Here is a 17,248-nt window from a genome sequence, read left to right as displayed (position 1 = left end):
GTGAAAGAAATGTATTTCTTTTCGACACTCTTTATTGCGCCTAAAATCTATGTTTCTATGTGTTAAATGTTTTTCATACCTGCTGTAAGTACTATTTGATGAGTTTTTCGACATTTGGAATTTTCTCCAAAGCCTTTGTATTTTCAACCAGAAGTTTGGCTGCGGCTTCATTTATTTTAGTTGCCGGAATTGCTTTCCATTTATTGATGTCTTTTTCGAAGTCGTTTTTGAAGAATACTCTGGATAGATCTCGTATCACACAGTAAGCCGCTATTGAATGGCCGTTATCGCTATCGTAGTTTCCGGTATTGATAAAAAACTGTACTCGTTTTATTAGGCCTTCTTCAGAGTACAGAGACAACTCGGTTAATTTTCCCCTGTATTCTAAATCGGCAGAACCAACACCTTTTAATTTCGGAAACAACTTATAATCGGCAAAGTGTCTGCCTTCGTGACCAATGTAGCTCACTCTGAAATTTTCCGATTTTAGATCATAGGCCTTTTTTACACAAAATAAAGCTTCCTTAGTGGCCCAGCCTGCAGGATAGTAACGTCCCAAAGTGGCGTATTCGCTCCAGCCCAGCGTTACAAAATCATCCATAAAAAAGATCTTGATTGGGGTTTCTTTTCCGTCATAATTGACTTTATAAATGGTGTCTTTTTCTGTTTTCCAAACCAGTAAATCATATAAACCTCCGGTTTTTCCAAATCCTGTGGTATGATAGCCTAAACTGGCGATGTATTTTTTTTGATACACATTGATGCTGTCTTCATTGAGCGGTAAGTTTTTGGCAGCAGGGAAATTCGTTTTAAGAAAATTAGAAACGTTTTTTATAATCAGTGAATCTGTTTTCTTTTCCTTGTTTAAGAAAGAGAAACGCCAGTAATCTCTGTAAATCTTTAGCAGCTGATCTATTTTTGATTTTCTGGTTTCGAGGAAATCGCTTTTGTCTTCTTCAAACTTAAAGCGGCTTTCGAAGTTGGTTTTGAATTTCAAATCCTTTTCCGCTATTTTTTTAGTCGGATCAAGCTCGAGTAGTGGCAGGGCCGATTTTGGATTCCCATCTAAAGCGAGAGAGTAGATTTTGGTATAATCCAGTTTTATACTGTCATTTTGGACGGACTGTGCGTTTGTTTTTGAAAATAAAAAGAGGTTGAAAAGGAGTAAGGTCGCAAGTTTTAGAGTTCTCATATAAAAGTGTTTGGGTTAATTTTTAACGGCTTTTATACTATAGAGACTTTTTTTTGGCTAATGTTACAGTTTTACTTTTTTATTTTTATTTCAATCCGTAAACCCGAAATTTTTTTAAAACCTGTCGGGTTTGCCGAATTGTTAATTGCTTTTTGTATCCTCATATAAATTTCCGATGATCTTGTTTCGGTGTAAGGATCCCCATTCGTGTAATGCTCCAATAACATTGTATAAAGTGTGGCTGTGCTCTGTTCTGGCATATTCAACCGTTGGTGGAAAAGTGTCATAAACCGTTCGGGTTACCAGTTTGTTTATCTCGAGATCTTTAAGCTCTTTCGAAAGCATTTTATCTGTAATTCCGTTGATGTCCTTTGAAATTTCTTTGAATCGCTTAGGCCGGTTCGATAATGCAATCAAAATAGGTAATTTCCATCTGCCGCTTAAAACTTCCAGAGCATCTCTGACGGGCAATAAGGCAGCCAGGCATTCCTCTGATGCAGAGCACATTTCGTTGTTTAGTTCCTTCTTTGTTTTCATATTTTATGCTGTTACTATCCTCAAGGATAGCGCTATCCTTGAGGATAGTACTATAATAGGTATAGCAAATGTAGATAAGTTTGTATTGTAAAACAAAAGTATAGTAAACATGAGTAAAAAGATTCTGAATATAGTAACAAGCATCAAAGGAGATGCTTCTTTTAGTAATAAATTATCAAATGCCGTTCTGGAAAAGCTTGTAAAAGAATATCCGCAAAGTACGGTACAAACCTTTGATCTTTCTAAAACACCATTGCCTTATCTTGATGAATTGCAGCTTAGCGCGTTTTATACTCCTGCGGATGCCTATTCTGATAGTCAATCCGAAGCGATTAAACTTTCTGATGATGCTGTAAGTGATTTGTTGGAGGCTGATATTATTGTTATCGGGGTTCCGATTTATAATTTTGGAATTCCCGCTTTATTAAAAGGGTGGATTGATCAGGTGGCCAGAGCCGGTAGAACCTTTAGTTATGATGAAAATGGACCAAAAGGTTTAGTAACCGGTAAAAAAGTATTTTTGTCTGTTGCGTCAGGAGCTGTATTTTCGGAAGGACCTTATAAAAGTTACGATTTTGCAGAACCGTATTTGCGTGTTGTTTTAGGGTTTCTGGGAATTACCGATGTAACGACTTTTCGCGTAGAAGGAACTTCAATTCCTGATTTTGCTGAGAATGCACTACCAAAAGCTTTAACCGATGTTGCCGAGTTTGCTTTTTAAGCGAAAAATAAACTGCGATTCTAAGGACTAAAGGTTTTTGAAACCTGTCGGGTTTGTTTGTTAAACGGAAAATAAATTGCGATAGTTGAACATTTTCGTGAGTAGTAAACCGGACAAGTTTTTAAAGGCTGTCCGGTTTGTCTTTTTTTACTTTTCGATAATCATTGTAACACCCTGTCCTCCGGCGGCACAGATTGAAATTAGTCCGCGTCCGGATCCTTTTTCATTCAATAATTTAGCCATCACCCCAATGATACGGCCTCCTGTGGCAGCAAAGGGGTGTGCGGCTGCGAGACTGCTTCCTTTGACGTTTAGTTTTTCGCGGTCAATGGCACCGAGAGTTTTAGAAAGTCCAATTTGTGTGCTTAGTTCGGGGCTTTCCCAGATTTTTAAAGTGGCTAAAACCTGCGCAGCAAAAGCTTCGTGAATTTCATAATAATCAAAATCCTGTAAAGTCAGACCGGCTTTGTCGAGCATATTGCTGACTGCAAACAGAGGAGCCAACAAAAGGTTTTGCTGATTTTTGACATATTCGATGGCAGCAATTTCTGCAAAAGTGATGTAGGCCAAAATTGGAAGTCCTTGTTCTTTGGCCCATTCTTCACTGGCCAAAAGTATGCAGGACGCACCATCAGTTAATGGTGTTGAGTTTCCTGCGGTTAGGGTTCCATTGACTTTATCGAAGGCCGGTTTTAGCTTGGCGAGCTTTTCAAGTGTACTGTCTTTTCGCAGATTATTGTCTTTATAAAGTCCGTTGAATGGTGTTATCATATCATCAAAAAAACCTTCGTCGTAGGCTTTTGCCATATTGAGATGACTTTTAAGCGCCAGATTGTCCTGGTCTTCACGGGAAATTTTATAATGTTTGGCTGTGATTTCGGTATGTCCGCCCATCGAAAGTCCGGTTTGAACCTCTTCATTTCGGGGAACAAGTGGTGCTAAATCTTTGGGGCGAATTTTTAAAAATTGCTTTATTTTTTCACCCAGTGATTTTGCATTTCTGGCGTTGAGCAGGATCTTTCTAAGCTTGTCGCTTACTGCCATCGGAATATCGCTAATAGAATCAACTCCTCCGGCAATTCCACATTCTATTTGACCTAAGGCTATTTTGTTGGCGATATAAATAGCACTTTCAATTCCGGTATCACAGGCTTGCTGTAAGTCACAGGCAGGTGTTGCGGGATCAAGTGCCGTTTTTAAAACACATTCTCTCATCAGATTATTATCGTAGGTATGTTTGATGACAGCACCTCCGGCGACTTCGCCTAATAATTTTCCCTTTAAATTGTATTTGTGTACAAGACCATCAAGAGCGGCAGTCATCATTTGCTGATTTCCAACTTCGGCATAAGCTGTATTAGCTCTTGCAAACGGAATACGGTTGTATCCAACAATAGCTACTTTTTTGATTGTGTTCGTATGATTCATATCTGAGAAGGTGTTTTTAGTTTTTTTCAGCTTAAAGGTAAGCAGAGTTATTTGTTATTGAATGATTTGGTGTACAAAATGTTTCGCTTTTTGAGTTTAGTGCTGAATTATTTGTTTTTTGAATTGTATTTATTTAGAATGATTAAAAATAATTTGCAAAACAGAGTTTTAGCGATTACTTTTGCCAGCGAATTCAAAACCAAATAATAATAGTGAATATCATGAGTATAAAAAAAGTTTTATTTTCTCTGATTTTCCTGAACTCATTAATGATGATGGGGCAGGGACTGGGAAAAATAACAGGAAAGGTTTCCTTAACGGGAAATGTGCCGGCAGAAAATGTTTCTGTTGCACTGAAAGGAACAAAATATAGTGCCATTACAAACGAACACGGGCAGTACGAAATTAAAAATGTTAAGCCAGCCAGCTATACCATTAGCATTAGTGCAGTAGGAATTCGTCAGGTTGAAGACAGAATTACAGTTGCCGCTAAGCAAACGACAATTAAGAACTTCATGCTTTCCGAGAGTCAGGAAGATCTGGATGAAGTTGTGATTACGAAGAATAAATACAAGCAGGACAAGCCATCCTTATCTTTACGTCTTCAAACTCCTGTGCTTGAAATTCCGCAGAACATTCAGATTGTGAGCGGTCAGGCGTTAAAAGATCAGCAGATTGTGAGTATGAGTGACGGTGTGATCAGAAACGTGAGTGGTGCGGTACGTTCAGAGCATTGGGGAGATTTGTACACGAACATAAAAATGCGTGGTTCTCAGGTTCAGGCGTTCCGAAATGGGTTTAACGTAGTTTCTTCTTCTTGGGGGCCGCTTACCGAAGACATGAGTTTTGTGGATCATATCGAGTTTGTAAAAGGACCGGCAGGTTTCATGATTTCAAGTGGTGATCCAAGTGGATTGTACAATGTAGTAACGAAAAAACCAACCGGAATTACAAAAGGAGAAGCTAGTGTAATGGCGGGAAGTTATGATTTTTACAGAGCCAGTATTGATCTTGACGGAAAACTGGATAAAAAAGGAAAGTTATTGTATCGTTTTAATGCGGCGGCACAAAAGAGAGGTTCGCATCGTGCATTTGAGCACAATGACCGTTATGTAATTGCTCCGGTAATTACCTATCAGGTTGATGACAAAACAAAAATTACTGCTGAATATAACTTTCAGTATGCCAACATGACCGAAGTAGGTTCTTATTATGTTTTTGGGCCTAAATCGGATGGATATGGAACTTTACCGGTTGGATTTACAATGACACAACCGGGTTTGCCTGATACAAACATTCAGGATCATAGCGGATATCTTATGTTTGAGCATAAGTTTGATGACAATTGGAAATTAACTGCACAAACGTCTTATTTCAAATACCTTCAGAAAGGATACAGTTCATGGCCTAGTATGGTTGGTTCAAGTGAGAATGCTCTTGGAAAAGGGAATATTATCAGAAATGTGGGGATTTGGGATGCCGAAAGTAATATGTATTTAGGTCAGATATTTGTAAACGGGAAGTTCAATACCGGACAAGTTACTCATAAAGTATTAGGTGGTGTAGATTTAGGTAATAAAGATTATATGGCAGATTGGGGACAATCTCATGATCTTGATACGGCTGCCAATCCGTTTAATGTTTACAATCCAAATTATGGAACACCTTCTAATGGCCTTCCAGCTTTCGATCGTACAAAACCACTTTCTGTGAGAGCCGGTGGTAAGCAGACTACTGAGTACGCAGCAGGTTATATTCAGGATGAACTTGGTTTTTTTGAAAATAAATTAAGATTGACACTTGCAGCACGATATACCTGGATTAGCCAAAACAGTTGGGGAACAGTTGAGGAAGACAGTCATATTACCCCACGTATAGGAGTTAGTTATTCGGTAACAGATAATTTGGCCCTTTACGGATTATACGATCAGGCTTTTTTACCACAAGCCGGAATTATTAAAAATGGAGATAAGGTAAAACCGCTTACAGGAAATAATTTAGAATTCGGAGTTAAAAAAGATTGGTTTGACGGATCATGGAGTTCTACATTAGCGGCATACCGTATTGTAAAACAAAACGAACTTACCGCTGATCCAACTAACGGACCAAACGACATTTATAAAGTTGTTTTAGGAGAAAAAAGAGCACAAGGTATTGAATTTGACGTTAGAGGAAAATTATTTGACGGACTTAACCTTATTGCTAATTATGCCTTTACAGAATCGGTTGTAACGAGTTCTGTTGTTACATCTATAGGCGTTGGTTCTGTTGTACCGGGATTTGCTAAACATAGTGCCAATGCATGGTTGAACTACAGCATTCAAAGTGGTAAACTAAAAGGATTAGGAGCTTCGATAGGAGGTACTTATCTGGCAGACCGTCAAACGGACAGCTGGAGTGTAGGAAATGTAAGATTACCAAATTATTTTAAATTGGATGGAGGTTTATCTTATGAAACAGGTAAATTTAAAATTACAGCCAACGTGTTTAATATTCTGGACAAATACCTATACAGTGGATCTTATTACGAGTGGCTTTCGGCTTACTACTGGCAAACAGAAGCTCCAAGAAACTTTAGAGTTGGGGTAACGTATAAGTTCTAATCTCTTTAGGTTCTGAGGCACTAAGATTCTGAGGGTTATTTAAAAGTAAACCCGACAGGTTTTTAAAACCTGTCGGGTTTGTTTGTTATTGAGAAATAAGAAATCTTTTTAATCTTTATAATCCGTGGTAAAAAACTATCCTTTTTGAACGAGCGGAATAACCTTTGTACCAATAAGCTCTATTGCATTCATTAGTTGTGTATGAGTAAGGCCTGCATTATCCATTTGAAATGTAAATCTTGAAATTCCGCCAAGTGATTCGCTATGACGCAAGAGTTTATTGGCAATGCGTTCAGGATCGCCTACAACCAAAACTCCCAGATCATCAATTAAGCCGTCAAATTTGGCTCTGGTAACCGGTGGCCAGCCGCGTTCTAACCCTAATTTTGTCCAAAGTTCAGCATAACCCGGATAATATTCTTCGATGGCTTTTGCGGTAGTGCTTGCTGCAAATCCGGGTGAATGTAAACCTACCTGAAGTTCTTCGGGCTGGTAACCAGCTGCTTTTCCTGCTTCACGATACAAGTCTACTAACGGACGGAAACGATGTGTCTGGCCTCCAATAACGGCTACCATCAAAGGCAAACCTAATGATCCGGCTCTTATAAAAGATTCGGGTGTTCCGCCAACGCCTAACCAAACTGGTAGTTTTTCCTGTAAAGCTCTCGGATAAACCGGAAGATTGTTCAAAGCGGGACGAAATTTCCCCGACCAGGTCACAAATTCATTGTCTCTGATTTGAAGTAAGAGCTCTAATTTTTCTTTAAAAAGTTCGTCATAGTCATTCAGATTAAATCCGAAAAGAGGGTAAGCTTCGATTGAAGAGCCACGGCCTACTACAATTTCGGCTCTTCCTTTTGAAATTAAGTCAAGAGTTGCAAAACTTTGATAGACTCTTACCGGGTCGGCAGCACTTAAAACCGAAACAGCACTTGACAAACGAATGCGTTTTGTTCGTGCCGCGGCAGCACTTAAGATTACTGCGGTAGCCGAATCTAAAAACTCTTTTTTATGATGTTCACCAATTCCAAAAACGTCAAGTCCGGCCTGATCTGCCAGCTCGATTCTTTGGAGTAATTGTTCCATTGCATCAACACTGCTTAAGGTATTGTGGTCTCCGTACATCGCCGAAGCGAAACTGTCAATTCCTATTTCCATTTTTTTTAGCATTAGGCTTTAAGCCTTAAACAATATGCTTTTCCAGAAAGCCTACAGCTCAATGCTTATCGCGGTTACGGTTATTAGAGTATTATCGCTTAGTAAACCTGATAGGTTTTTAAAACCTGTCGGGTTTGATTGTTATTAAGTAATATGTTTTTTAAGAAAGCCTATAGCCTATAGCTTAAGGCTTACAGCTTATAATCAATGAGAAAATCCAAAGGAAACACTAATCAGAATAATCACAATAACAATTAAGGTGATGCCTACATACAGATAATCCTTTTCCAGTAAAAAAGAAAATAGTGACAGTAAAACACGTAAAACCGGGGTTAGAAAAAGCAGGATGATCCCAAAAAAGATCAATGATTCACCATTTCCCTGAATTACGCCCTGATAAATTGCTGAAACGACTTCAAAAATATTGCGGTCATTTTCATGAAATACCGAGTAATCTTCAATAGCTGTGCTATGCGCCATCAAATAAACAATTCCGCCAATAAAAGCGACTGATAAGGAAATCCAAACGCCATAACGCAATAAGTTTCCAATAATGGTTTGAAAATCCTTTTCTCCAAATTTTTCGTGTTGCATAGTCTTAGATTTTTCCATTAATTCCGTTATAGATCATATTTACCGCAAGTATAAAAATGAGACAGGCAAAAAAGATACGTAGCTTTTTAGGATTCGTTTTAACCAAAACTTTGGCACCTGCCATAGCACCAAACAGCACTCCAATTACTACGGGCATACAAATTCCGGGTTCGATGTATCCTTTTTGAATATAAATAACAGAACTTGCCATTGCTGTAACGCCCATCATAAAATTACTGGTTGTGGTAGAAACTTTAAACGGAATTCTCATAATATTGTCCATGGCAATGACTTTAAAAGCCCCGGAACCTATTCCTAATAATCCCGACATCATTCCGGCAATCCCCATCATACCAAAACCACCTACGACGTTTTTGGTTCCGTAACGAATTATTTCACCGTGATGCGACGGATAAGTACCTTCTAATCTCAGTTTTTTAGCCAGAGGACTAGATTCTAAAACAATATGTTCTTCTTTTTTTCGAAGAGAATTGATAGCCGAGAAGATTAAAGTAAGTCCGAATAAAACGGCAATAAAGGAAGTAGGAGCGATGGTTGAAAGTAAGGCTCCGCAAACGGCCCCAATTGTGGTGGCAATTTCGAGAAAGATACCCAGTCGCATGTTGGTGATTCCCTCTCTGACATAAGCGGCGGCAGATCCTGAGGAAGTGGCAATTACCGAAACCAGTGCCGCACCAATTGCATAATGAATGTCGACGCCAAGAATGACTGTTAAAAGTGGAATTATGATAATCCCGCCACCTAAACCTGATAATGAACCAATAAAACCTGCTAAAAAAGCACCAAGAATCATAATCAGGGTAAACGTAAGTACTGTCATTCGAATCAATTTTGTTACCGCTAATTTACGAATTGATATTGGGAGGGAAAATGTTTTATTTCATAATTAAAAACTAAAATAGCTTAGTTCTAAAATTTAAAGGGTGAAAAAAAACACAAAAAAGGACTTAACTGGTTGATTATAGGAGAAAAACCAGAGTTTAAGAATGAAGTGCTAAAAAAGAGGTACTTACAGGTTGTCGTCTATTATTTTTTGGACACTGCTGATAAAAGTCTCTGTATTTTTGACATCTTGCTTGATGTATAAATCGTATTCGGTTAATTTATACTGATCGATCATGTCTTTTTTTAAGTATTTGATGATGGATTCTAGAGTCCGGGTATCCTCCTCATTCAGTTTCTTTAACTCCCGTTGTTTGCTTTTGAGATAATCTAAACTCTTTTTTAATCTCTGAACCATTAATTTTTCCAATCTCTTCCTTCGTTTAAAAATTATTAAAACAAACGATAATCCGGAAGATTTTAAGCTCAATATGCCCCAAAAACCATTTCCATTTGAGCTTAATTCCTCCAGAGTATCGTATTCCCTTACATACGTTCAAATTGAGAATTTAGATTTAAGAAATGTTATAAAATTTTCAAAGTGCCTTATAAAATTTGCACGCGAAGAAGTCAGGTGTTTGAAAACCTGGTATTTAGGTGTTTTGTAGGTTGAAGAATACAAAAAAGCAGTAGATGACCCTGCGGATTTTTTTTGGTGTAAGGATTAAAAAAATCTTATTTTGACTGATTGTCTAAAGCAAGATAAGTTTTGTCTAAGGTCGAAAGCAGTAAAGCAGCTGCAGCACTTGTTAGAACCGAATAATCAAAAGGAGCTTTTACCGAAACCGAAACCGCCATTGAAAGGGCAAAAAGCAGCATTAAAGCGGAAGTTCCCAAAGCAACGTGACGGGTTTTAAATCCTAGGATTAAAAACAAACCAAACACAATCTCGAAAAAAGTAGCCGAAGCTCCTAACACTTCTGCTAAGGATTTACTGGCAAAGGAATTTAAGGTTTGGGTGTAAAGAATAAAATTGTCCCAGTTTCCCCATGCAACTCCGGGAGCACCGGGTGCACCCCAAAGACCAAAACGGTCGGCAACGGCAGAAAGCATCGTAATTCCCAAAACAATTCTTAAAACGAAACCTGCCTGTGCTGTACCTATTTTTTTCATCTGGATCTTTTTAGGTAAAGATAACAAGATGTTAGGCTACTTTGGATGATTATTTTTGAGATTGGACTATTTTAAGAATTCTTAAAGCCATCTTCCTTATCCTTGAAAGCCCATGTAGCCATAGCTTCGATAACAGGCATTAATCCCTTTCCCGAAGCACTTAAGCTATAAGTTACAAAAGGAGGTACAACCGGTTTGGCTTCTCTAATGACAAGATGATCGGCTTCGAGCTGTTTTAAATGTTGTATCAGCATCTTCTCAGTAACAGCCGGAATGGCCCTTTTTAGTTCACTGTAGCGTTTGCTTCCGCCTGAAAGATGGTAAATGATAATGGGTTTCCAATAGCCTCCAATTTTTTCCATTACATAAGTTACAGGGCATTTGTCTAAAGCATATTGCTTGTTTTCCTGAATAGTTGATGATTCTTTGATTGCGGTCATAGTGCATACTTTAGGGTAAGTACTTGTATAAAAGTAAGTACAAATATACCTTTGTTACAGAACATAAAAAAATAAACAGAGATGAAAATTACAATTTCAGGATCATTAGGAAACATAGGTAAACCATTGACCAAAAAACTTATTGCCTCAGGACACGAGGTGACAGTAATCAGCAGCAGCTCAGACCGGGTAAAAGCGATTGAAGCAGCGGGAGCCAAAGCAGCGATAGGTTCTGTAAGTGATGCCGCTTTTTTACAAAGTGCGTTTGAAGGAGCTGATGCTGTATTTGCAATGACTCCGCCTAATATGGGAGGTGTTAATATCATTGCCAATACTACTGACGCCGGTAAAGCACTTGCAAAAGCCATAACTGCTGCCGGAGTAAAACGTGTTGTAATGCTGAGCAGTATTGGTGCAGATTTACCCGGAGGGAATGGTCCAATTGCAGGGCTTCATAACATCGAGAAATTGTATGAGTCATTAGATAAGGTATCGGTTACGTATCTTCGTGCCGGTTTTTTCTATACCAATTTATACCATGATGTTCCAATGATTAAAGGAGCGGGAATTATCGGATCAAATTACCCTTCTAACAGTACAATTCCTTTTGTACATCCTGAAGATATTGCCGCAGCGGTGTCAGAAGAATTACTAAAAACGATAGCGGGAAAGAACATCCGTTATATTGTTAGTGATGTACGAACTCCAAATGAGGTAGCCAAAACTTTAGGATCAGCCATTGGAAAACCGGATTTGCCATGGGTAGAATTTACCGATGCGCAATCTCTTGACGGAATGAAGCAAGCGGGACTACCGGAAGAAATTGCTGAATTGTATACCGAAATGGGATCAGGTTTTAGAAACGGTAAGATCGCAGCACATTTCTTAAGCGATTATAGTGCTGTTGAGGGACAAATTAAACTGGAAGATTTTGCAAAAGAATTTGCAGCTAAATTTTAAAGAGTAAAAGTGAGAAGCTGGTTTTAGGATCAGCTTTTTTTGTATTTGAGAATTCGAAAGGAATATTGAATTTTGACAAAAATATACCAGTTTATCATAAAAATATACCGTTTGTAAAATTTGAACTGCGTTTATCTTTGTAGTATTCATACAACTTAAAAAGTATAAAGATGAAAGCCATAGGATTTAAAACATCGTTGCCAATTGCTGAAGAAGAGAGTTTTATAACATTTGAAACTCCAAAGCCAGTTCCCGGAGAACGTGATTTAGTAGTTAAAATTAGTGCAGTATCCGTTAATCCGGTTGATTTTAAAATTCGTCAGAATAGTGCAAAGGATACCGTTTTAGAAAACCCTAAAATTATAGGTTGGGATGCTGTGGGTATTGTAGAGGCAATAGGAGAGAAGGTGACTTTGTTTGAGGTAGGTGATGAAGTTTTTTATGCCGGAGACATTACCAAACCAGGCAGCAATGCCGAATACCAAAGTATTGACGAACGAATTGTGGGCAGAAAACCAAAATCCTTAAGCCTTGAAGAATCGGCTGTGATGCCGCTGACCGGTTTAACGGCCTGGGAAATTCTTTTTGACCGTATTCGAATCAATCCGGAGAAAGACAAAGGCAAATCAATTTTAATCATTGGAGGTGCCGGAGGAGTAGGTTCGATCGCCATTCAACTGGCTAAGAAAATTGCAGGTTTAACCGTTATTGCAACAGCATCGCGTCCCGAAACTATTGCTTGGTGTAAAGAGCAGGGTGCCGACTTCGTGGTCGATCACAAAAACCTGATTGCTTCGGTTCAGGAAGCCGGGTTTCAACAGGTCGATTTTATTTTAGATTTTGTAGACACTAATTCCTATTGGGATATTATGGTGGAATTGATTAAACCCCAAGGTCATATTGCTTCTATTACCGGCAGCAGTGATCCGGTTGCGTTGAATAAACTCAAAAATAAAAGTGCTTCTTTCTCCTGGGAGCTGATGTACACACGATCTATGTTTGAAACCGATGATATGCAGGAACAACACGTTATTCTGAATAAATTGGCTGATCTCTTAGATAAAGGAATTCTAAAATCGACACTCAATGTAACGCTTAATGGTTTAACCGTCGGGAACTTCAAAAAAGCACATGAGCTTTTAGAGTCAGGGAAAACGATTGGTAAGATTGCCATCAAATTTTAAAATTAAGAAGAAGGTGAGTCACTAGGAGTTTTTCAATATTTTAAAAACATATTCTTTATAGCTCGCTCCAATTGGGATTTCGATCGTTCCAATTTCAACATCATAGGTGGTAAAGGCAGTAATGTTTTTTAAATTAATAATATAAGAGCGGTGTACCCGAAGAAAATCTTTTCCCTGAAGTTCCATTTCGATATCACCGATCTTGTATTTTGCGGTCAGTTTTACCCCTTCTTTTTGATGAACCACAATGTAATCTTTCACGCTTTCTATAAATAAAACGCTATCCGTATTTATTTTATGAAACTTAGATCCGTTTCTGATGTAAATAAAATTCTGCAGAGGCGGAGTTATAATCTTATTGTTAGTAGGGCCACTGATGCGTAAATAACGATCGGTGGCTTTAAAAAAACGATCAAAAGTGATGGGTTTGAGTAAATAATCTATAATATCAAGTTCGTAACTCTCCAGCGCATATTCGCGATAAGCTGTTGTGAAAATAATGGAAGGGGGATTTTTTAGTGTTTTCAAAAAATCTATTCCGGTTATCTGCGGCATTTTAATGTCTAAAAACATAAGATCAACAGTCGTTGTTCTTAATACTTCGGCGGCTTTTAAAGCGTTTGGGCAAGTGCCTACAATCTCAAAATAATCCAGCTTACTGATGTGGTTTTGCAGCAGGTTTATGGCCAAAGGCTCATCATCGACTAATAAACATCGTATCTTCATCTTTCTTCGCTTAGTGGTAATCGTTTTGCAGGTTGACTTCTAAATGAGCCGTAAAATGCGTATGACTCTTTGTAACCTTAAAAGTATAATTTTCCGGATAAATTTTGTCCAGTTGCTGAACGATATTGTTCAGGCCAATCTTACCGTTTTCAGATTCAGTTTCGCTTTTTCCAATCGTGTTTTTCACGGTAAAGCTAAAACGATTGTTTTCAACTTTTAAATCGATGGCAATGATCGGAGAATTCCCGGTATCTTCACCAGCGCCATGTTTAAAGGCATTCTCGACTAACGAAAGTAAAATTAAAGGCGCAATAACACCATTATGGTCTATATCAGTGGTAAAAATCACGCTAAGTCTTTCGTCATATCTCAACTTTTCAAGTGCAATATAATTGTTAAGCAAAGTGACTTCTTGCGAGATGGGTACATACGTTCCGCTGCAGCGATACAAAATGCAATCTAATATCTCAGACAAAACGGCAATGGATTGTGAGGTAATAGGAGAATTAATCAGCGAAAGCGAATAAATATTGTTTAGCGTATTAAATAAAAAATGAGGATTTAACTGGGCTTTCAGAATCTTTAACTCCGTTTCGGCTTTTTGTTTTTCCAGCAGTAATGCTTTTTTCTGAACGACATACTGATCTTTTATCAGTTTTATAAAGACAAAAAAGAGCGAAAGAGAGAATGTATGCAAGAAATAGGATTGAAACAGCTTTGGCAAATCGGTCATGATTTCAAAAAGAGATTCCTGCTCAAAAGGCGGGGTTCTAATAATAGGCTCCAACACGTAGATCACCATAGTTCGGGAGAAAGCCGAGATAAGATAACTGCCCACAATAAACTCGATCCATACCATAGTATGTTTTTTTCCCTTCATCAAACGCGGCAAAATCCGATAGGAAATAAAATAAGCAGCAAGCATAGAAAAGGACAGGTAAAATGCCGTTTCCAGCATTTCGTAGTGAATATAATTAATGGGGTCACGAAAAGTATTCTTGCTGATAAACATGATGTAAACACAAGTCCAGAAAAGGACATGAGCTGTGACCCGATGGGCTGAAGTATAGTTGATGAGTTTCTCGAATGGTGACATAGTGGATCAAAGTTAGTATTTATTTGGAAAGAGAAACCGACTGTCGACAAATAGGCCCAAAAAAGACATTAACGCGCAATAAACGACGATAAACAAGGTCTGTAATGTCAATTAGATTGTTTGTAGGTCTCAAAGAACTGTATGTCATGCGGGTTATTTTTGCAAGTGATTAAAGAAGAGTTTTGGTGAAAATTATAAACGCAACCAAAAATGAAACAGCTCTTCTTACTTATCATCCTTTTTCTAGGCTTTGAAGGAATGACACAGACCAATGAATTCACACTTAAAGGAAAGGTAGTGGATTCAAAAACCAAGCAATCCCTGCCTTACGTTACTGTAACACTGCAATCGTCCAATCAGGATAAGAGAACGGTCTCTTCTGACGAAAATGGAGTTTATGTTTTTAAAAGCCCTCCAGGAAGTTACCAGTTACGAATTGAACTGATGTCCTACAAATCATTGGTTGTACCTGCATTTTCACTTCAGAAAGACCTTATTTTAAAAGACGTTTTGCTGGAAGAAGAAGTCAATCAGCTCAATGAAGTAAATGTGGTAGCCGAAAAATCGGCTGTAGAATTAAAACTGGATAAGAAGGTATTCAATGTGGGAAAAGACATTCTTTCAAAAGGCGGATCGGCTAACGATATTCTGAATAATGTTCCTTCGGTAAATGTTGATATTGCAGGTGTTGTAAGCCTTAGAGGCAATAATGGTGTTACGGTTTTAATTAACGGAAAACCATCCATGCTGACGGCAAATAATGGCTTGTCTCAAATTTCGGCCGCAAATATTGAAAAGATCGAAGTCATCACAAATCCGTCAGCAGCTTACGAAGCACAGGGGAGTGCGGGGATCATCAACATTGTACTGAAGAAAAACAGTATGCAGGGTTTTAATGGCTCTTTGCAGGTTGGGGTAGGGAATCCGGCGAATCATAATCTGAATGCCAATGTGAGCTACAAAACGGAAAAGGTCAATCTGTTTTCGAATATCGGATACCGTTATTTTGATGTTTATGCTTCAAACAGACAGTTTCAGCAGAATACAAACAACAATGTAGTAACTACGCTGAATCAATACGACGATAACAAGCGCAATAACAGCATTTACAATATTTATGTAGGTGGTGATTATTATATTAATGCTAAAAATACGCTGACGGGAAGTTATTATCACGATAGAAACAACAACAATTACAAAACGGCTTACACCTATCGTTATGCCAATGCAGCGCAGACAACTGACAGTATTATCAACAGATTTGAAAATTATAAGGAACCTAAAAATTACAATGCTCTGGAGCTAAATTATGTAAAAACATTCGACAAAAAGGATAAAAAATGGACAACCAGTTTACAGTATGATTTTTGGAATGATGATGAAAACCAATACATCGATCAGCAGAAAACATTGCCTTACGAACCGGAGGTTTCCAATTTGTACACAAGAGATATTGAAAGCAGTAATGATATTTTTATAAAATCGGACTTTGTAAACCCGATAGGTGAAAATTCTAAAATTGAGATGGGAATCAGAAGCGATTTACGGGCATTACGAAGCGATTATCATACGATTCTTGATGAGGTACTGCAGGATCAGTTTACCAATAAACTTAAGTATGATGAAAACCTATACAGTGCTTATATTCAGTTTGGAAGTAAAATTAAAAAGTTTAATTATCTGGTGGGCTTACGAACAGAGCTATCGGATATAAAAATTGCCGACACTAAAAACACATTCAGCAACACCAAAAACTACATCAACTTATTTCCAACCCTACATTTGGTGTACAATCTAAACGATAAAACCGATTTACAGCTTAGTTACAGTAAACGTATTAACCGCCCGAGATTCTGGCAGTTGAATCCATTTTCTGGACTTTCAGATTTGCGTAACCTTACCGTTGGAAACCCCGATCTAAATCCAATGTTTACCAATTCTTTCGAACTGACGCTATTGGCGAAGCCTGGTAAATTTAGCATCAATCCGTCAGTATACTATCAGCATACTACCAATTTCTTCGAATATATCCTGCAGCGTACGGCTGAGAACTATTTTGTGACAACACCGGTAAATCTTGACACCGAAGATCGTTACGGAGTTGAAGTTTCGTCTACCTACAGCCCGGCAAATTGGCTACGACTGTCTTTGGATTTTAACTATTACAAATTTAAACAACAAGGCACTTATGAGACGGTAGTATATGATGTGGAAGATCAAACCTGGCTGTCTAATTTTCGCTCGGTTGTTAAGTTTCCTAAAATTATTTCGGGTGAATTTAGTTTTAAATACCGGGGAAAAAATCAGGGAGTGCAGTCGCTGACAGAGGCACAGTACACCGCCAATATTGGTTTGAATAGGGACTTTCTTAACGATAAAATGTCGGTAACATTAAACGTAAACAACCTTTTTAATTCGCAAATAACAAAACAGGTAGTCAGTGCGCCGCTGTATTACTTAGAATCGGAATTCAGAGCGCAGGGAAGATATATCAGACTGACCGTGATTTATCGTTTCAACCGCAAAAAGAACGAGGCGGACAGATTGCCGGACTCTATGTAATTCTACTATTTTACTGGCTCGGTTCATTGAA

At 38.2% G+C, this 17,248-nt stretch carries 16 protein-coding genes; 5 read left to right on the top strand and 11 right to left on the bottom strand.

The genetic code is table 11. The features are described from left to right. Window positions 1–91 precede the first annotated feature (91 nt). Window positions 92–1,192, bottom strand: coding sequence for a hypothetical protein (locus ACN1CN_RS02080; protein WP_419134483.1), 1,101 nt, complete (start codon window positions 1,190–1,192; stop codon window positions 92–94). Window positions 1,193–1,333: 141 nt separating this feature from the next. Beyond that, complete coding sequence (locus ACN1CN_RS02075) at window positions 1,334–1,729, bottom strand: winged helix-turn-helix transcriptional regulator (protein WP_419134482.1); 396 nt, start codon at window positions 1,727–1,729, stop codon at window positions 1,334–1,336. A 109-nt stretch (window positions 1,730–1,838) separates the two neighbouring features. Between ACN1CN_RS02075 and ACN1CN_RS02070 the strand changes: the two genes are divergently transcribed. Then, complete coding sequence (locus ACN1CN_RS02070; RefSeq protein ID WP_419134481.1) at window positions 1,839–2,450, top strand: FMN-dependent NADH-azoreductase; 612 nt, start codon at window positions 1,839–1,841, stop codon at window positions 2,448–2,450. 147 nt (window positions 2,451–2,597) lie between these two features. Here ACN1CN_RS02070 and ACN1CN_RS02065 read toward each other — a convergent pair whose 3' ends face one another. Continuing rightward, a complete protein-coding gene (locus tag ACN1CN_RS02065) occupies window positions 2,598–3,878 on the bottom strand; it encodes an acetyl-CoA C-acetyltransferase (RefSeq protein WP_419134480.1) in 1,281 nt (426 codons plus the stop codon). A gap of 221 nt (window positions 3,879–4,099) precedes the next feature. On the opposite strand from ACN1CN_RS02065, the gene ACN1CN_RS02060 reads away from it, so the two are divergent. Next, entirely contained in the window at window positions 4,100–6,481 is a 2,382-nt protein-coding gene (locus ACN1CN_RS02060) for a TonB-dependent siderophore receptor (RefSeq protein WP_419134479.1), read from the top strand. A 135-nt stretch (window positions 6,482–6,616) separates the two neighbouring features. Here the strand turns inward: ACN1CN_RS02060 and ACN1CN_RS02055 are convergent, their stop codons facing one another. From ACN1CN_RS02055 to ACN1CN_RS02030, 6 genes are all read right to left on the bottom strand, one after another. Then, a complete protein-coding gene (locus tag ACN1CN_RS02055; RefSeq protein ID WP_419134478.1) occupies window positions 6,617–7,639 on the bottom strand; it encodes an LLM class flavin-dependent oxidoreductase in 1,023 nt (340 codons plus the stop codon). Window positions 7,640–7,843: 204 nt separating this feature from the next. After that, complete coding sequence (locus ACN1CN_RS02050; RefSeq protein ID WP_419134477.1) at window positions 7,844–8,233, bottom strand: DUF1634 domain-containing protein; 390 nt, start codon at window positions 8,231–8,233, stop codon at window positions 7,844–7,846. A gap of 4 nt (window positions 8,234–8,237) precedes the next feature. Then, window positions 8,238–9,074: a sulfite exporter TauE/SafE family protein gene (locus ACN1CN_RS02045; protein WP_419134476.1), complete on the bottom strand. Its 837-nt coding sequence runs from the start codon at window positions 9,072–9,074 to the stop codon at window positions 8,238–8,240. Window positions 9,075–9,263: 189 nt separating this feature from the next. Further along, window positions 9,264–9,506, bottom strand: a complete 243-nt coding sequence (locus tag ACN1CN_RS02040; RefSeq protein ID WP_419134475.1) for a hypothetical protein — start codon at window positions 9,504–9,506, stop codon at window positions 9,264–9,266. Between the two features lie 305 nt (window positions 9,507–9,811). Continuing rightward, window positions 9,812–10,249, bottom strand: a complete 438-nt coding sequence (locus ACN1CN_RS02035; RefSeq protein WP_419134474.1) for a DoxX family membrane protein — start codon at window positions 10,247–10,249, stop codon at window positions 9,812–9,814. A 71-nt stretch (window positions 10,250–10,320) separates the two neighbouring features. Next, complete coding sequence (locus ACN1CN_RS02030) at window positions 10,321–10,689, bottom strand: winged helix-turn-helix transcriptional regulator (RefSeq protein WP_173964215.1); 369 nt, start codon at window positions 10,687–10,689, stop codon at window positions 10,321–10,323. An 81-nt stretch (window positions 10,690–10,770) separates the two neighbouring features. On the opposite strand from ACN1CN_RS02030, the gene ACN1CN_RS02025 reads away from it, so the two are divergent. Further along, window positions 10,771–11,649, top strand: coding sequence for an NmrA family NAD(P)-binding protein (locus ACN1CN_RS02025; RefSeq protein WP_419134473.1), 879 nt, complete (start codon window positions 10,771–10,773; stop codon window positions 11,647–11,649). 170 nt (window positions 11,650–11,819) lie between these two features. Then, window positions 11,820–12,833: a zinc-binding alcohol dehydrogenase family protein gene (locus ACN1CN_RS02020; RefSeq protein WP_419134472.1), complete on the top strand. Its 1,014-nt coding sequence runs from the start codon at window positions 11,820–11,822 to the stop codon at window positions 12,831–12,833. A gap of 21 nt (window positions 12,834–12,854) precedes the next feature. Here the strand turns inward: ACN1CN_RS02020 and ACN1CN_RS02015 are convergent, their stop codons facing one another. Then, on the bottom strand, window positions 12,855–13,559 hold the full coding sequence (locus tag ACN1CN_RS02015; RefSeq protein ID WP_419134471.1) for a LytR/AlgR family response regulator transcription factor: 705 nt from the start codon (window positions 13,557–13,559) through the stop codon (window positions 12,855–12,857). A 10-nt stretch (window positions 13,560–13,569) separates the two neighbouring features. Then, the gene (locus ACN1CN_RS02010) at window positions 13,570–14,655 is read right to left on the bottom strand and encodes a sensor histidine kinase (RefSeq protein ID WP_419134470.1); all 1,086 of its coding nucleotides are present in this window, start codon (window positions 14,653–14,655) and stop codon (window positions 13,570–13,572) included. 210 nt (window positions 14,656–14,865) lie between these two features. Here ACN1CN_RS02010 and ACN1CN_RS02005 point away from each other — a divergent pair, with 210 nt between their 5' ends. Beyond that, window positions 14,866–17,217 (top strand): TonB-dependent receptor domain-containing protein, encoded by a 2,352-nt coding sequence (locus ACN1CN_RS02005; protein ID WP_419134469.1) that lies wholly within the window; start codon window positions 14,866–14,868, stop codon window positions 17,215–17,217. Window positions 17,218–17,248 lie beyond the last annotated feature (31 nt).

The sequence above is a fragment of the Flavobacterium sp. T12S277 genome, from assembly GCF_048514875.1.
GTDB lineage: Bacteria > Bacteroidota > Bacteroidia > Flavobacteriales > Flavobacteriaceae > Flavobacterium.
Note: the sequence above shows the minus strand (reverse complement) of the source record. Positions and strands in the feature narration are given on the sequence as shown.

Coding starts and splice junctions, on each gene's coding strand:
- ACN1CN_RS02080 (WP_419134483.1), bottom strand. CDS start 1,192: ATGAGAACTCTAAAACTTGCGACCTTACTCCTTTTCAACCTCTTTTTA.
- ACN1CN_RS02075 (WP_419134482.1), bottom strand. CDS start 1,729: ATGAAAACAAAGAAGGAACTAAACAACGAAATGTGCTCTGCATCAGAG.
- ACN1CN_RS02070 (WP_419134481.1), top strand. CDS start 1,839: ATGAGTAAAAAGATTCTGAATATAGTAACAAGCATCAAAGGAGATGCT.
- ACN1CN_RS02065 (WP_419134480.1), bottom strand. CDS start 3,878: ATGAATCATACGAACACAATCAAAAAAGTAGCTATTGTTGGATACAAC.
- ACN1CN_RS02060 (WP_419134479.1), top strand. CDS start 4,100: ATGAGTATAAAAAAAGTTTTATTTTCTCTGATTTTCCTGAACTCATTA.
- ACN1CN_RS02055 (WP_419134478.1), bottom strand. CDS start 7,639: ATGGAAATAGGAATTGACAGTTTCGCTTCGGCGATGTACGGAGACCAC.
- ACN1CN_RS02050 (WP_419134477.1), bottom strand. CDS start 8,233: ATGCAACACGAAAAATTTGGAGAAAAGGATTTTCAAACCATTATTGGA.
- ACN1CN_RS02045 (WP_419134476.1), bottom strand. CDS start 9,074: ATGACAGTACTTACGTTTACCCTGATTATGATTCTTGGTGCTTTTTTA.
- ACN1CN_RS02035 (WP_419134474.1), bottom strand. CDS start 10,249: ATGAAAAAAATAGGTACAGCACAGGCAGGTTTCGTTTTAAGAATTGTT.
- ACN1CN_RS02030 (WP_173964215.1), bottom strand. CDS start 10,689: ATGACCGCAATCAAAGAATCATCAACTATTCAGGAAAACAAGCAATAT.
- ACN1CN_RS02025 (WP_419134473.1), top strand. CDS start 10,771: ATGAAAATTACAATTTCAGGATCATTAGGAAACATAGGTAAACCATTG.
- ACN1CN_RS02020 (WP_419134472.1), top strand. CDS start 11,820: ATGAAAGCCATAGGATTTAAAACATCGTTGCCAATTGCTGAAGAAGAG.
- ACN1CN_RS02015 (WP_419134471.1), bottom strand. CDS start 13,559: ATGAAGATACGATGTTTATTAGTCGATGATGAGCCTTTGGCCATAAAC.
- ACN1CN_RS02010 (WP_419134470.1), bottom strand. CDS start 14,655: ATGTCACCATTCGAGAAACTCATCAACTATACTTCAGCCCATCGGGTC.
- ACN1CN_RS02005 (WP_419134469.1), top strand. CDS start 14,866: ATGAAACAGCTCTTCTTACTTATCATCCTTTTTCTAGGCTTTGAAGGA.